General features: G+C 45.7%; 14 protein-coding genes. 5 read left to right on the top strand and 9 right to left on the bottom strand.

The genetic code is table 11. The features are described 5' to 3' along the window. Nucleotides 1–33: 33 nt before the first annotated feature. Complete coding sequence (locus tag HOP38_RS04055; RefSeq protein ID WP_198557460.1) at nucleotides 34–960, top strand: YeiH family protein; 927 nt, start codon at nucleotides 34–36, stop codon at nucleotides 958–960. Here the strand turns inward: HOP38_RS04055 and HOP38_RS04050 are convergent. From HOP38_RS04050 to HOP38_RS04020, 7 genes are all read right to left on the bottom strand, one after another. Next, entirely contained in the window at nucleotides 905–1114 is a 210-nt protein-coding gene (locus HOP38_RS04050; RefSeq protein ID WP_006075267.1) for a hypothetical protein, read from the bottom strand. The genes HOP38_RS04055 and HOP38_RS04050 overlap by 56 nt on opposite strands. Before the next feature lie 72 nt (nucleotides 1115–1186). Then, nucleotides 1187–2572 carry an o-succinylbenzoate--CoA ligase gene (gene menE / locus HOP38_RS04045; protein WP_198557459.1) on the bottom strand — a complete coding sequence of 462 codons (1386 nt, stop codon included), beginning with the start codon at nucleotides 2570–2572 and terminating at the stop codon, nucleotides 1187–1189. Between the two features lie 3 nt (nucleotides 2573–2575). Next, nucleotides 2576–3577: an o-succinylbenzoate synthase gene (gene menC, locus HOP38_RS04040; protein ID WP_198557458.1), complete on the bottom strand. Its 1002-nt coding sequence runs from the start codon at nucleotides 3575–3577 to the stop codon at nucleotides 2576–2578. Between the two features lie 194 nt (nucleotides 3578–3771). Continuing rightward, the gene (gene menB, locus HOP38_RS04035) at nucleotides 3772–4638 is read right to left on the bottom strand and encodes a 1,4-dihydroxy-2-naphthoyl-CoA synthase (RefSeq protein WP_198557457.1); all 867 of its coding nucleotides are present in this window, start codon (nucleotides 4636–4638) and stop codon (nucleotides 3772–3774) included. A 3-nt stretch (nucleotides 4639–4641) separates the two neighbouring features. Further along, nucleotides 4642–5496 (bottom strand): 2-succinyl-6-hydroxy-2,4-cyclohexadiene-1-carboxylate synthase, encoded by an 855-nt coding sequence (menH, locus tag HOP38_RS04030; RefSeq protein WP_096441645.1) that lies wholly within the window; start codon nucleotides 5494–5496, stop codon nucleotides 4642–4644. Continuing rightward, on the bottom strand, nucleotides 5489–7201 hold the full coding sequence (menD, locus tag HOP38_RS04025; RefSeq protein ID WP_198557456.1) for a 2-succinyl-5-enolpyruvyl-6-hydroxy-3-cyclohexene-1-carboxylic-acid synthase: 1713 nt from the start codon (nucleotides 7199–7201) through the stop codon (nucleotides 5489–5491). The genes menH and menD overlap by 8 nt, the downstream gene beginning before the upstream one ends. Continuing rightward, nucleotides 7198–8505, bottom strand: coding sequence for an isochorismate synthase (locus HOP38_RS04020; RefSeq protein WP_038230150.1), 1308 nt, complete (start codon nucleotides 8503–8505; stop codon nucleotides 7198–7200). Before HOP38_RS04020 ends, menD begins: the two co-directional genes overlap by 4 nt. A gap of 228 nt (nucleotides 8506–8733) precedes the next feature. Here HOP38_RS04020 and HOP38_RS04015 point away from each other — a divergent pair, with 228 nt between their 5' ends. The 3 genes from HOP38_RS04015 to HOP38_RS04005 all read left to right on the top strand — a co-directional run bounded on the left by HOP38_RS04015 (nucleotide 8734) and on the right by HOP38_RS04005 (nucleotide 11966). Then, nucleotides 8734–9948 (top strand): pyridoxal phosphate-dependent aminotransferase, encoded by a 1215-nt coding sequence (locus HOP38_RS04015; RefSeq protein ID WP_006075260.1) that lies wholly within the window; start codon nucleotides 8734–8736, stop codon nucleotides 9946–9948. A gap of 83 nt (nucleotides 9949–10031) precedes the next feature. Continuing rightward, nucleotides 10032–10616 (top strand): 5'-deoxynucleotidase, encoded by a 585-nt coding sequence (gene yfbR / locus HOP38_RS04010; RefSeq protein ID WP_006075259.1) that lies wholly within the window; start codon nucleotides 10032–10034, stop codon nucleotides 10614–10616. Nucleotides 10617–10634: 18 nt separating this feature from the next. Further along, complete coding sequence (locus tag HOP38_RS04005) at nucleotides 10635–11966, top strand: anti-phage deoxyguanosine triphosphatase (protein ID WP_198557455.1); 1332 nt, start codon at nucleotides 10635–10637, stop codon at nucleotides 11964–11966. 20 nt (nucleotides 11967–11986) lie between these two features. Here HOP38_RS04005 and HOP38_RS04000 read toward each other — a convergent pair whose 3' ends face one another. Further along, nucleotides 11987–12607: a tRNA-uridine aminocarboxypropyltransferase gene (locus HOP38_RS04000; protein ID WP_198558245.1), complete on the bottom strand. Its 621-nt coding sequence runs from the start codon at nucleotides 12605–12607 to the stop codon at nucleotides 11987–11989. Here HOP38_RS04000 and rrtA point away from each other — a divergent pair. After that, the gene (gene rrtA / locus HOP38_RS03995; protein WP_198557454.1) at nucleotides 12606–13169 is read left to right on the top strand and encodes a rhombosortase; all 564 of its coding nucleotides are present in this window, start codon (nucleotides 12606–12608) and stop codon (nucleotides 13167–13169) included. The genes HOP38_RS04000 and rrtA overlap by 2 nt on opposite strands. Here the strand turns inward: rrtA and HOP38_RS03990 are convergent. Then, nucleotides 13152–13445 (bottom strand): ComEA family DNA-binding protein, encoded by a 294-nt coding sequence (locus tag HOP38_RS03990; RefSeq protein ID WP_006075255.1) that lies wholly within the window; start codon nucleotides 13443–13445, stop codon nucleotides 13152–13154. The two genes, rrtA and HOP38_RS03990, sit on opposite strands and share 18 nt — an antisense overlap. Nucleotides 13446–13556 lie beyond the last annotated feature (111 nt).

Here is a 13556-nt window from a genome sequence, read left to right as displayed (position 1 = left end):
AGAAAATTCTCGCCTTTTTATTAAAGGTACTCCATGTTCACCCAGTTACGCTCATACCCTCTGTTTTTTCTCTCAATTCTTGCTTGTCTCACTCCCTGGGTTTCCTCGCCAATTGCACTGATACTTGGCTTCTTTTTAACGACTTTCAGCCTAGTGCCAACCACGCTACCATTAGCAAAATTCACTAAAAAGTTACTCGCCTACTCCATTGTTGGACTTGGTTTTGGGATCCATTTAGATCAAGCCATGCAAGCCACCAGCGATGGGATTGGAATCATCGTAGTGACTATAGTTGGCACGTTAGTCATCGGTTGGTTCTTGGCACGCCGCATGGGATTGGACAAACAAACGGGTTACCTTATTTCATCAGGTACTGCTATCTGTGGTGGTAGTGCTATTGCCGCTGTTGCACCGGCGATCAACGCAGATGATGAAAAGATCGGTATCGCTCTTGCAACTGTATTCGTACTAAATTCTGTCGCCTTATTCGTATTTCCCGTCATTGGTCACGCGCTAAGTCTCGATCAACATACTTTCGGTACGTGGGCAGCGATCGCCATCCATGACACGTCATCCGTGGTCGGTGCGGCTTCCGCTTATGGTGAGGAAGCACTCACGACGGCAACGACACTAAAGCTGGCCCGTGCGCTATGGATTATTCCTGTTGCCCTAGTAAGTGCAGCTATTTTTAGCAACAAGCAAAATAAAATCACTATCCCTTACTTCATTTTATTTTACTGTGTCGCAATCTTAGTAAGCGACTACTTACCTCAGTTCGAAGTGGTATATCAGGGAATTTTTGATGTCTCGAAAAAGCTGTTGGTCGTGTGTCTATTCTTGATTGGTTGCAGTATCTCAATTGAGAAGCTTAAACAGGCAGGGAGTAAGCCGATGGTGTTTGGCGTTACGATGTGGTTGTTGATTTCGGCGACTTCTCTAGCTTGGCTAACGCTCGTTTAGTCTCAGGGTCTGCTGTTTTTCCTTGTTTTACATTGAAGAACAACACTACTGTCAACAAAAACGCTGTCAGTTCCGCAAGCGCTCTTGTCAGTCCATCTGTTGAGAAGGCAAGCGCCAGTTGAAGGGCAATTGCGATAACCAGTAATTTGTTCATTCCATAGGCTCACTGTTTTTCCGTGTCTCATATTATGGTGAGCCTATTAGGTAATGAAAATTCAGTTTTGGACTATGAAATAACTACATAATTGGATTGATACTGCGATAGCCACTTTTTCACTTCAGCACGTGAGACTTTAATTCCCGATTGCGAAAGAGACTCAGGCAATAAGAAATAGGCGACCGGCTGTTTGAATCTTGGTAACGAATCCGCAAGCTTTTTCCGCTGTTCAGAGACCGTCGGCAATGCAGTTGACTGCACTACTGCAACACATCGCGCCCCATATTCTTCATCTTCTACCGCCACTACAATGCTCTGAGTAATCGTTGGCTGTACATTGAGAGCAGCTTCGACCTCCTCGCAATGTACGTTTTCGCCACCTGAAATAAACAGATTGTCAGCACGACCAACCACTCTAAGCTCATTGCCGTTGACCCACTCTCCGAGATCTCTGGTATCCAGCCATTGCCCTTCCAATGCCAGTGGCAGAATTTGACCTTGCCAATAGTAGCCTTTGGCTAAGGTCTCACCCGACACAAAAATACGATTACCACTTAATTTTAGCTCTCGTCGCGGAAGAATATGCCCTGATGATGGCCACTCATCTACTGGTTTAGCGGTCACTGTCGAAGCGGTTTCCGTCATACCATAGCCCATCCATGCATCGATATGTCGGGCTTTTGCTTGTTGGATTAGTGACAAAGGAATGTGGCTACCACCGAGTAGTACTCGCTCTAACTTGGTCTGCCATTGATTATCAATAATCCGTTTAAGCTGCGTAGACACCAGCGAGGCATGACTTACATCTGAAATGTCTTTGCAAAAGTCACCGCTAGCAATTTTGAGCGTTGCACCAGCTTGTAGCCAACGCCAAACAATACCTAACCCTGAGACATGGTACATAGGTAGGCTCAATAACCAGCAATCTCCGACAGTGAAACTAAAGCGCTCAAGTAAGCCACTAGCAGAGGCTATGTGTTGCTCTCTACCATGGACAACGGCTTTTGGACACCCTGTCGAACCAGATGTAAAAATGATGGAGGCGATATCAACATTTGCGGAGACCAACGACTGTCGCGATGCAGTCCCTCGTGAAAGGAAGTGCAAACTTGGTAGCGACGTCGAGTTACTGCAATTCCAAACCACAGCACGCTCACCCTCTAGATATAGAGAGGACAGTTTGGCTTCAAGTAATTCACGTGATTGCACGGCAATAATCGCAGGCACCGCACCATGAGCGAGGCAAGCGAGATAAGCGAAGACTAACGCTTCCTCAGCACGACCAATAAGGCAAACCACCTGACCCTGACTGATGGCCTTATTAATAAGCAACTGTCGATATTGATCGACTTGTTGTTTAACATCGACCCACGTCAGTTGGCGTTGAGGAGTAATTAAGGCAATGTCGTTGGGAGCAGACTGAGCCCAGTGCTCCCAAAAGTGTGATGAAACCACTGACTAGCTGTCCACGGATTCAGATTGCCAAACCAAAGTTTGGTCTGCTAGACGCTCGACAGGAAGCAAGCAACCTGGCCACGGTGTTTCGAGCTGAGCACCAAAAAGCTGCATGGTATCCAAACCTGGTGTTTCTGCTGGCACTTGCCAGTGAGCAAAGCGAGCTAACTGTCCAAGACCAATGCTACTCTCTAAGCTTGAGCTAATAACGACTCGAATAGCATGGCTTCTCGCTTCTTCGATCAAACGAATACATTTATCAAAGCTGCCGATTAAGGTTGGTTTGATGATTAACGCTTTGACACCTGTTAACTCTTTCACCGAAAAGTCAGGCTCTTTAATCGCGGCCTGTAGTGTTTCATCCCAAGCGATAGCAATCCCCGTATCTAAGGCAAACGACACGCTATCACCGGGTGTTTGGCAAGGCTCCTCAACAAACGCGATACGCTGTCTGAGCGATGGGGAAATGTGTTTGGCAAACTGCTTAGCTTTGTCCAAAGTCCATGCTTTATTAGCGTCAAGTCGCAGAGTAAGGTCTGGAATCGATTCGAGGAAAAGACTGACTAACATCCCGTCTCTTATCGTTTCGTACAGCCCTACTTTAAACTTGGCAACTTTAGTACCTTGCATGTTATTCAAGATAGGTATCAGTTCGTCCGGGTCACCACTACACAAAGGAGCCGCACGATAATTGCCGGTTTGAGGAAGCGTGTGAGCAAGCTCCATTAATGCGGCAGACAGGCCGAACGCGACAGAAGGCACACATACTTCCAAGTCTATGTCTTTGCCATTGACCCATTGCTCTAATTGGCTTTGTGCTTCTATGCCGGCTTGTTCAAACGTTTCTTGGCTGAATCCAGGTAGAGGGGCTACCTCACCTAAGCCTGTCTGGCCGTCTTCAGACAGTTCTACAATCCAACCGTCTCGGTGAGTAAGTTTTTGTTCTCGAAGAATAACACCGCTGTCCATAGGCAGACTGTAGCGGTAGAGTTTTGCTTGTCTCATAGTAGAGTCCCACTTCATAGGAAGTATACGTCGTCAACTAAAAATGAGAGAGTCGACGACGTTGAATACACCGTTGTTAGGCCACATTTCACTACAAGAGTTCCCAAATTACTTGAGCAAACTATCGATAAAATGTATCTAAATATGGCCAAACAAACATGACGCCAAGGCTGATAGTGCCTTGGAGCCGATGGTTACGGGTTTCTTGGGAACTTATTGAAGTCTGGACGACGCTTCTCATTAAATGCATTACGTCCTTCCTGACCTTCATCAGTCATGTAGAACATCATGGTCGCGTTGCCCGCTAGCTCTTGTAAGCCAGCTTGACCATCACAGTCAGCGTTCAGAGCGGCTTTCAAGCATCGAAGTGCCATTGGGCTATGTTGAAGTACTTCACGACACCAACGAACAGTCTCTTTGTCCAAATCCTCTAGTGGCACAACCGTGTTCACTAAGCCCATATCCAGAGCTTCTTGCGCGTCGTAGAAGCGGCATAGGAACCAAATTTCACGCGCTTTTTTCTGGCCAACGATGCGAGCCATATAAGACGCACCCCAACCACCATCAAATGAACCAACTTTAGGACCCGTTTGACCGAACTGTGCATTTTCTGCTGCAATCGTTAGATCACACATCATGTGTAAAACATGACCTCCACCAACAGCCCAGCCAGCTACCGAAGCGATAACAGGTTTAGGGCAAGTACGAATTTGACGTTGGAAGTCCAACACATTGAGGTGATGTGTACCTGAATCATCTTGGTAACCGCCATAGTCGCCACGAACACTTTGGTCGCCACCAGAACAGAAGGCTTTTTCACCTAATCCAGTAAGAATAATGACTCCAATACCCTCGTCGTAACGAGCGTCAGCCAGTGCTTTAATCATTTCACTGACTGTTTTTGGGGTAAATGCATTGTGAACTTGTGGGCGTGCAATCGTGATTCTCGCGATGCCATCTTCAGATTTATGATATTGAATTTCTTCAAAATCGCCCGTTACGTCCGCCCAATTAACCGGTGCGTAAAGTTCTTCTTCTGTTAGTCCAACTGTTTTAGCCATGATCTATTCCAATTTTTCTTTTGGGTTTAAACCCATTTGTTCTAGATAACTCAGCAACACCGAGGCAAAGGCCTTAGGCTGCTCTTTGTGTACATTATGCCCAGCTCCCGCAATCACCTTAAAATCAAGGTTGCTATCTTGAGCTAACGCAGTAAATTTTGTGTCTCGTTCACCCACGATATACAGAGGTCGATTACCGTTACTAAATCGAAGCTGCTGGATTTTTGGCAGCAGGTTAGGCTGGTGAGCTAGTGAAGTCGTCATCAGCATATGACTTAGCTTGTCACCAAGGTTAACACTACGTTTAGCAATCAAATCTTGTCTTTGCTCATGATTTAAGGAAGAAAACACTGGTTGTTGATACCAATCGCCCAAAACCTCTGCAATATCATCATTTTTGAAGCGATGCGCCCATGCTAAGTCATTTGCAAATCTATCCTGACGGGCATGTTCTGAGCACAGTCCAAAATTTCCACCTTCAATGACGACACCAGCCATAGTGAGTGGCAGCAGTTGATTATCTGCTCCCTCATACTCACAGAGAAAGTACATCGACAACCTAGCACCTAACGAGTACCCCACCAAACAGATGGGCACTGTAGCACTGAGGTTTTGTGTTTCAATACATTTTAGTATGGTTGAATGGATCAATCTGCAAACATCACTAAAACTTGTGCTTTGGATCGACTGACTTTGACCATGTCCCGGTAAATCGATAAACAGCTTGTTGTAGTTTGGAAGGTATTTACTAACGGTGTGAAAGTCGTCACCCGCCCCTAAAAAGCCATGTAAGAAAACCAACAGAGGCTTATCTTCAGCATGAGCTTGGAGGGACGCTGTGAACTGACTATTAAGCATGAGTCTGATAAGTACTGATGTCTTGGCTTAGTTGGCGAATCAAACTTGCCACTTCGTCGGCAGCGGTAAGCACTTCAATCAATAGAGTGTCTTTTCCGCTTAATAGATGATGTTGAATTTGTGTTTCTAAGTCTTCACGTGATTTCGGTGAGCAATATTGCAAACCAAACTGAGCCGCCGCATGTTCAAAGTTTAGGCCATGGGGCATTTGATAACAGCTTACTTTTTTTTCTTGCGGTACAGGCAACATGTCAAATATCGCCCCCCCATCATTGTTAGTCACAACGATTACGCAAGGTGCTTGTGTACGACTAAAAAGTGACAGCGAATTCAAATCATAGAGCAGCGATGTATCACCCAAATAGAGCACCATCGACTTACCTTTATCGCGATGAACACCATTAGCAGAAGCGACTAAACCATCGATACCGGATGCGCCTCGATTGCTATAAGTTTCGATGCCTAGGGGGTTAGTTAACATATCCGCTAACCTTACGATAAGGCTATTACCCATAAAAACACTAATGTCTAGCGGTAATCGCTCAATGCTACGGGCAACATCAAATTCGGTCAGATGTGAGCGAGTAGGCATTAATGTCGTCACGAGTTGGGCATAAGATTTTAATTCATCTCCCCACCCGATATTTCTGCTGTGCTCCACTGTTTCTAAGGCTGACTCTAACCATAGAGGAATTGACACCTGACAATGTTTCAATGCAACGTGATCTGGGTTTAACCGCTCGCCAAATTCACTCAGCACTAGGTAATCACTGTCTAGAGATTGCTGCTTTAGCCAAGCATTCAGCCTTTTCGAAACCAGCCTTGCACCTACTTGGAGTACAGTATCGGCACTTGAAAGCATGTCTGCTGCTTGCGGATTCTGAAGCCAAATATCATAACGCTGCCAGTCACCTCCCAAACCCGATTGAGGGTCGAGCAGAATTGGCCAACCTAACTTCTGCGCCAGTAACTTTGCTTGCTTGGCAATCGCGAGAGTTACACTGCCTACGACAATGACACCTTTTCTGTCACCGAGTCTTAATGCACTATGCTCCGCCGTATAGTCAGTAGCGCTAACCGTATGGTAGTCGACAAAGCAGGCCTTGCTATTTCGCCATTTCGCTATGGGTTGCAAATAGGCTGAGAACGAACGCTTATCGTCTCCACCATATAATGGTTCAGGGAACGGACAGTTGAAGTGAACACTACCGCCATTCACTTTTTGAACTGATAACGCATGGTCAACTGTAGATAATATCCACGTTGGCGAAATCTGGGTTGTCGGCGATGGCAGATTAACGGTCTCCGCCACATGTTGTGAGAAGATTCCAGACTGCACGATGGCTTGATTAGCACCACAATCGACTAACTCAATGGGACGATCAGAAGTCAGTAAAACCAGCTTCTCTTTAGTCAACTTCGACTCAGCAACCGCAGGAAGTAAATTAGCGACTGCAGTGCCAGATGTAACAATAACCGCAACAGGTGATTGGCTTGACTTGGCAAGACCTAACGCCAAGAAACCTAAACCACGCTCGTCAAAGTGTGTGTGAACGGTCAACTCAGGGTGAGCAACAGCCTCAAGAGTAAGCGGGGTTGAGCGTGAACCCGGAGCAATGCATACGTGTCTTACCCCTTGGCGATAGAGTTCTTCTATCAGTATTTCCGTCCAAACCCTATTTAAAGCAGCTTGGTTGTGGCTCATGACGCAACACCTAATGACGGTTGGTCAGAAATTAGACTTAATAACGTGGACATCTTTTTATCCAACTCTTGCCATTCATGTTCGGCGATGGAACCAGGCACGATCCCCGCACCCGCGAAGAGTTGTAGCTCATCTTTGACCAATAGCGCGCTTCTAATCGCGACACAAAACTCTGCTTTTTCATGGCTAAGATAGCCCACAGAGCCAGCATACCAACCACGTGCAAAAGGTTCATTCTGCTGGATATACTGCATTGCTTCTGCTCTTGGAAGCCCTGCAACTGCCGCGGTTGGCTGCAACGCTTGAAGCAATTGCACACCGTTAATGCCCTTGTGCAAATGGGCCAAAATGTTTCTTTTTAGATGTTGAACTTTGCGCAGCCGAACCAAGCGAAGCTCGCTTTCAAGATGAACTTGGTCTGAGTGTGGCGATAGGCTTTGCAGAATATCATCTACAACGTACTGGTTCTCATTGATGTTCTTGTCATCTTGAGTCAACCAATTAGCAAGTTCCATATCTTGAGCGGCATTGCCGCCTCGACCAATCGTCCCCGCCAAGGCTTCTGTCTCTAGCTCTTGCCCTACTCTTCGATAGAGACGTTCAGGCGTTGAGCCTACAAATGCGTGACCAGGGGACAAAGCCATCAAAAAATGGAAGCTATGATGGTTTTGAGCATAACTTGCTTTGAGTAGCTGCGCAGGAGATATGGAGTGCTTGAGATCAACGCAGGTTTTACGAGCCAAGACCACTTTCTTGAATTTATCTTGTTGAATTCCTGCTAAAACATCATCAACCAAATCACACCACTGTGTTTTCTCTGGTGTATGACGCAATGAGACGATGTCACTCGCTAGCGGCGCGAGTTCTTTTGCATCGGCAACGAGTTGCTTCAAGGCTCTAATTGATACCTCTTTGCTCATTCCAATGTTAACCGCCAAACGCCATCCTTCATCGAAACGAATCAACTCAACTTGAGGTAGGAAAAAGAATGCCGACATACAACGACGGTTTTTGTCTGAATGGCCATCAAAAGAGCGACCACCCCATACTCGTTGGTTTTCACTGAGAATCGTATAAGCAGGAGCTGCTTCAGAAAAAGTATGAAGCTGACCGAGAGCAACCACTTCTTCACGGGTATCTCTCGACTGCCAATAGAACTTAGGATAATGAGGCTGAGCGTCCAACCAGTCGATGCCATGAGTCTTTGGTGAACCCTGCAATTCTTGCTCTAGTCGTTTGGTGCCTTGTGGCGCACGCTCTAGTTTTTCAACAAGCTGAGTGATGGCTTTTGTTAAATGAGACAAATCAACCTCAAAACTGTAACTTTTAATCTTATATACACGAGATACTCTATTTATACCAACTACATAGATCAAGCAACACGCGCTTTAATTGTTCGCAATGTTAAGTGGCTCATTGCCACTGAATTCATATCCAATCTTTAATTTTCACTTTAGGCAGATTTTTATTCTTTCAAAAGCCAATTTAGTGTAATTTAGTAAAGAAATAGCCGTTTTTTTAGGAATATAGCAATGAAAAATATCGAGATGTCGTCAAAACTCGATAATGTCTGCTACGACATTAGGGGACCTGTACTCAAACATGCTAAGCGCATGGAAGAAGAGGGACATAAAATACTGAAACTCAATATCGGTAATCCCGCCCCTTTTGGTTTTGATGCCCCTGATGAAATATTAGTCGATGTCATCAGGAATTTACCTACATCTCAAGGTTATTGTGATTCCAAAGGTATATACTCCGCGCGCAAAGCTGTGGTTCAACACTATCAGCGTAAAGGCATTCGTAGCTTAGACGTTGAAGATGTTTACATTGGCAATGGCGTTTCGGAGCTCATTGTAATGGCGATGCAAGCTCTGTTAAACAACGGAGATGAAATGTTAGTTCCCGCTCCTGACTATCCACTATGGACAGCGGCGGTTTCTTTATCCGGTGGTAGCCCAGTTCACTATCTCTGTGACGAACAAGCGGATTGGTATCCAGACCTAGATGATATCAAGAAGAAAATCACGCCTAAAACTCGTGGTATCGTGCTTATCAACCCGAACAACCCAACCGGTGCAGTGTATAGTCGTGACTTCCTACTCGAAGTGATTGAAATTGCACGTCAGCATAAGCTTATCATCTTCGCAGATGAGATTTACGACAAAGTTCTGTATGACGGCGCGACTCATACCTCAGTTGCAACCCTAACCGAAGATGTACTCGTAGTGACCTTCAATGGTCTTTCTAAGTCTTATCGCGTTTGTGGCTTCCGTGGCGGTTGGATGTTTATGACGGGCCCTAAGGAGCATGCCACTGGGTACATTGCCGGTCTTGAAATGCTTGCCTCGATGCGCCTTTGCGCTAACGTTCCGATGCAACACGCGATTCAGACCGCCTTGGGTGGCTACCAAAGTATCAATGAATTGATCTTGCCGGGTGGTCGTTTATTAGAACAGCGAGATAAAGCCTACGAGCTTATTACTCAAATTCCAGGAATCTCTTGTGTGAAGCCCAAGGGGGCTATGTACCTGTTCCCCAAGATCGACACCAAGATGTACAACATCAAAGACGATCAGCGCATGGTGCTCGATTTTTTGAAGCAAGAAAAGGTTCTCCTCGTGCAAGGCACTGGTTTCAACTGGCCTAAACCTGATCACTTCCGCATCGTTACTCTACCTCACGTAGAAGATCTAGAGATGGCGATTGGTCGATTTGAAAAATTCTTGGCAACATATAGCCAGTAACTCTTTCATAACACTGATATAAAGCCTATTCTTATTGAGCGCCGAATAAATAGTTCGGCGCTAGTATTAAGGGATTACGCTGTATGAAAGAAAGTCACTTTTTTGCTCACCTTGCTCGAATGAAACTGATCCAACGCTGGCCATTAATGCGTTCGGTTTCAACGGAAAACATCTCTGAACACAGTCTTCAAGTCGCCTTCGTTGCTCATGCTTTGGCCATCATAAAAAACAAGAAATTTGGCGGTAAAACCAACCCTGAAAGAATCGCGATTCTCGCGATGTATCACGATACCAGTGAAGTGCTAACTGGTGATCTTCCAACACCAGTTAAATATTACAACCCAGAAATCGCAAAGGAATACAAAAAGATAGAGTCTGCAGCTGAGCGAAAGCTGCTGTCTATGTTACCCGAAGAATTTCAGGATGATTTCCGACCTTTCTTAATTTCAGAATACGCTTACGAAGAAGACACCCAAATTGTCAAACAAGCCGATTCTATCTGCGCATATTTGAAATGTCTTGAGGAGCTGAGCGCTGGAAACCATGAGTTTGCTCTCGCCAAAAAACGTTTGGACCAAACACTGCTTGAAAAGCAAACCGAAGAGATGGACTATTTCCTAAACACCTTTGCACCAAGCTTTGAGCTTTCTCTTGATGAAATCAGTTAGCCAACTAGAGGAATTGAGATGCCGTTAGAATCCATGCAAATTTGGCAAGCCAGACATAGTGATGAGCACAAGCTCAGACGTAATGATCATCGCGACCCCTTCCAACGTGATAGAGCTAGGATTCTCCACTCTGCAGCGTTTAGGCGACTGCAAGCTAAAACGCAGGTGCACGGTACAGGTGTTAACGATTTTCACCGCACACGCCTAACACATTCGCTCGAAGCGGCTCAAATTGGCTCAGGCATCGCAGCTCAATTAAAACAAAAACAGCCAGAACTCGAACCATTATTGCCTTCTGATGCACTCATTGAAGCACTCTGCCTCGCTCATGATATCGGTCATCCACCCTATGGGCATGGCGGTGAAGTCGCACTCAACTACATGATGCGTGAATATGGTGGTTTTGAAGGTAACGCCCAGACGTTTCGTATCGTCACCCAACTCGAACCCTACACCGAGCATCACGGAATGAACCTCACCCGCCGCAGCCTATTAGGTTTACTTAAATATCCCGCCCCTATTAGCCAAACTTGCGCCGACAAACAGCCCCACCCGGTGAGCAGCCAACGCCAGTTAAAAGCGAAGGACTGGGCGCCTGCAAAAGGGATCTACGATAAAGATAAGCCCCAGTTTGATTGGGTTATCGACCCACTATCTGACAGCGATAAATTATTGTTGCAAACCATGCGATTTGAGCAATTGACACCACTTCAACACAACAAGACGCAATTCAAATCTCTTGATTGCTCTATCATGGAGTTAGCTGACGATATTGCTTACGGTGTGCATGATTTAGAAGACGCAATTGTGCTTGAGTTGGTGGACAAAGATATGTGGCAAGCCAACGCCGCGGCGCAGCTTAAGACACAAACCAACACTTGGCTCTCAGAACATATTGACTCTATCACTGAACTGCTTTTTTCAGGCAAACACTACGAGCGAAAAGACGCCATTGGAGGCATTGTCAACGCTCTATTAACTAGCATTGAAGTCAAAAAGGTCCCCGAGGTAAATTTCGACGATCCTCTACTTCACTACAATGCCTACCTTGATGGTGATATGGAATGTGTCTTGGCGATTCTGAAACGATTTGTCAGTGAGTACGTGATTCAAGTACCAAGGGTACAAATCGTCGAGTACAAAGGCCAACAAATCATTATGGATCTTTTTGAAGCATTCAGCGCCGACCCTGAGCGCTTACTTCCTGAGTCAACACGCAACCTTTGGCGTAAAGCCAGTGGACAACAAGATAACGGAATGCGTGTGATAGCCGACTATATTTCCGCCATGACTGACGGCTATGCCCAAAAGATGCATCAACAACTGTTTGCGGCGCATTCGAATTACTAGTGATTAGAAAGGGTAAAGCCTTATTCGTTGGAGTCCGGAGCGCAATAGTTTTTTTCATAAACACCTGAAGGCATTTGCTGAATCTGGAACTCTATCATTTTTTCAAATGCAACCAGCATAGCGTCGAAGTTCCGTTCAGGCTCTAACGTTTGAATAATATGATGGCCCGCTTCAACCGTGGATAGTGCATTAGGTGATGGTGCTTTGCGAATCCGATAATCGCCCTGCAAGGTCTCTGGCAATTTAACCAACGGTAAAGCATGCAAATTCGTAGACAGTTTCCACATCTTAAACGCTTTCTTCCACGTTCCGTCTAGTAGAATGACACGCAAGTGCTTGTTAGACGCTGCGAGTTGTACTTGCGATAATTCAACAGAGTCTTCACCCGGATACAGCACCACTGACTGGTATCTATCATCAGCCAACAGATCATTAAGCGCCTGATGGGTCGAGAAATCCTCACCAACAAAAAGATGTCCGTTTGGCAATGACAAGGACAGAATTCGCGCCGTCCCAAGCGGACGCTTTTCTTCACTTGGATGCTGCAAAATGATCAATTGTGTGTCACAGTGAACGGGTTGAATCCACTGACAAATACAAGCGCGCTTAGCTTTCAAGCACTTGGGACAATATCGAGATATGGACACTTCTTTCGTCATAAGACTATTGCTGTTTTCTCTGCTTTGCGCATTACTGCAAATTCCGAGCTTACAATCCTTAGTAGAGTGGAACAAGCTAGCAATACACGCGGGTCAATGGTGGCGGATAGTATCAGGAAATTTCTCGCATACCAACCTAGCACATCTGGGCATGAACCTCGCCGGACTCTGGGTCATTTGCTACGTATTTCGTCCTTCGTGGCGGTCAGTGGTGGCTGTTACGCTAATTAGTGCGACCTCTATTGGTTTCGCTTTGTTGTTCACAAACTTAACGTATTACCTAGGCCTATCAGGAGTACTCCACGCTCTATTTGCTTATTGGGCGCTACAAGAGGCACTGAGTGGAAGAAATTCAAGTTGGCTGTTGGTCTTGGGTATCATCGGTAAAGTGGCCTGGGAAAGCTTATACGGCGCGTCAGAAGCGACCTCGCAGCTAATCGCGGCTCCAGTTGCGACACAAGCCCACGCAATAGGACTTGGCGTCGGCTTGATTTTGGCACTCTCGGTAAGCGTCTATCGTCGTAAGTTACAAAGTGATTCTTGAACGGTTCTTCTCTACCGTTGCTTCACCAATACCTTTCACTTGAGTTAAATCATCTGCCGATTTAAAACTTCCGTGTTGATCGCGATACTCCACAATATCTTTTGCTTTTTCCTCGCCAACACCTTTGAGCAGTTCCGCTAGTTCCTCAGGGCCCGCTTGGTTGATATTGACTGTTATCTCTATCCCCTCTAGTTTCTTCGCTTCAGATGCATAGGAAAAGCTCACTGGGGCAACTAACAAAACTAGTAGCAGCCAAACGTTTTTTAGATACTTCATTTGAATTCCTTTTTCTCACTAAAAGTCGCCATTCAAGATACCCAGAAAAAACAAACTGAAAAGTTTTGTCTACTGAAAACAAAACGGACCGCGAATGCGGTCCGTTTTTAT

Source organism: Vibrio mediterranei, from assembly GCF_013364395.1.
Taxonomy (GTDB): domain Bacteria; phylum Pseudomonadota; class Gammaproteobacteria; order Enterobacterales; family Vibrionaceae; genus Vibrio; species Vibrio mediterranei.
Note: the sequence above shows the minus strand (reverse complement) of the source record. Positions and strands in the feature narration are given on the sequence as shown.

Bases quoted from the DNA above. Each gene is read 5' to 3' on its own strand.
- HOP38_RS04055 (WP_198557460.1), top strand. From the start codon at position 34: ATGTTCACCCAGTTACGCTCATACCCTCTGTTTTTTCTCTCAATTCTT.
- HOP38_RS04050 (WP_006075267.1), bottom strand. From the start codon at position 1,114: ATGAACAAATTACTGGTTATCGCAATTGCCCTTCAACTGGCGCTTGCC.
- menC (WP_198557458.1), bottom strand. From the start codon at position 3,577: ATGAGACAAGCAAAACTCTACCGCTACAGTCTGCCTATGGACAGCGGT.
- menB (WP_198557457.1), bottom strand. From the start codon at position 4,638: ATGGCTAAAACAGTTGGACTAACAGAAGAAGAACTTTACGCACCGGTT.
- menH (WP_096441645.1), bottom strand. From the start codon at position 5,496: ATGCTTAATAGTCAGTTCACAGCGTCCCTCCAAGCTCATGCTGAAGAT.
- menD (WP_198557456.1), bottom strand. From the start codon at position 7,201: ATGAGCCACAACCAAGCTGCTTTAAATAGGGTTTGGACGGAAATACTG.
- HOP38_RS04015 (WP_006075260.1), top strand. From the start codon at position 8,734: ATGAAAAATATCGAGATGTCGTCAAAACTCGATAATGTCTGCTACGAC.
- yfbR (WP_006075259.1), top strand. From the start codon at position 10,032: ATGAAAGAAAGTCACTTTTTTGCTCACCTTGCTCGAATGAAACTGATC.
- HOP38_RS04005 (WP_198557455.1), top strand. From the start codon at position 10,635: ATGCCGTTAGAATCCATGCAAATTTGGCAAGCCAGACATAGTGATGAG.
- rrtA (WP_198557454.1), top strand. From the start codon at position 12,606: ATGGACACTTCTTTCGTCATAAGACTATTGCTGTTTTCTCTGCTTTGC.
- HOP38_RS03990 (WP_006075255.1), bottom strand. From the start codon at position 13,445: ATGAAGTATCTAAAAAACGTTTGGCTGCTACTAGTTTTGTTAGTTGCC.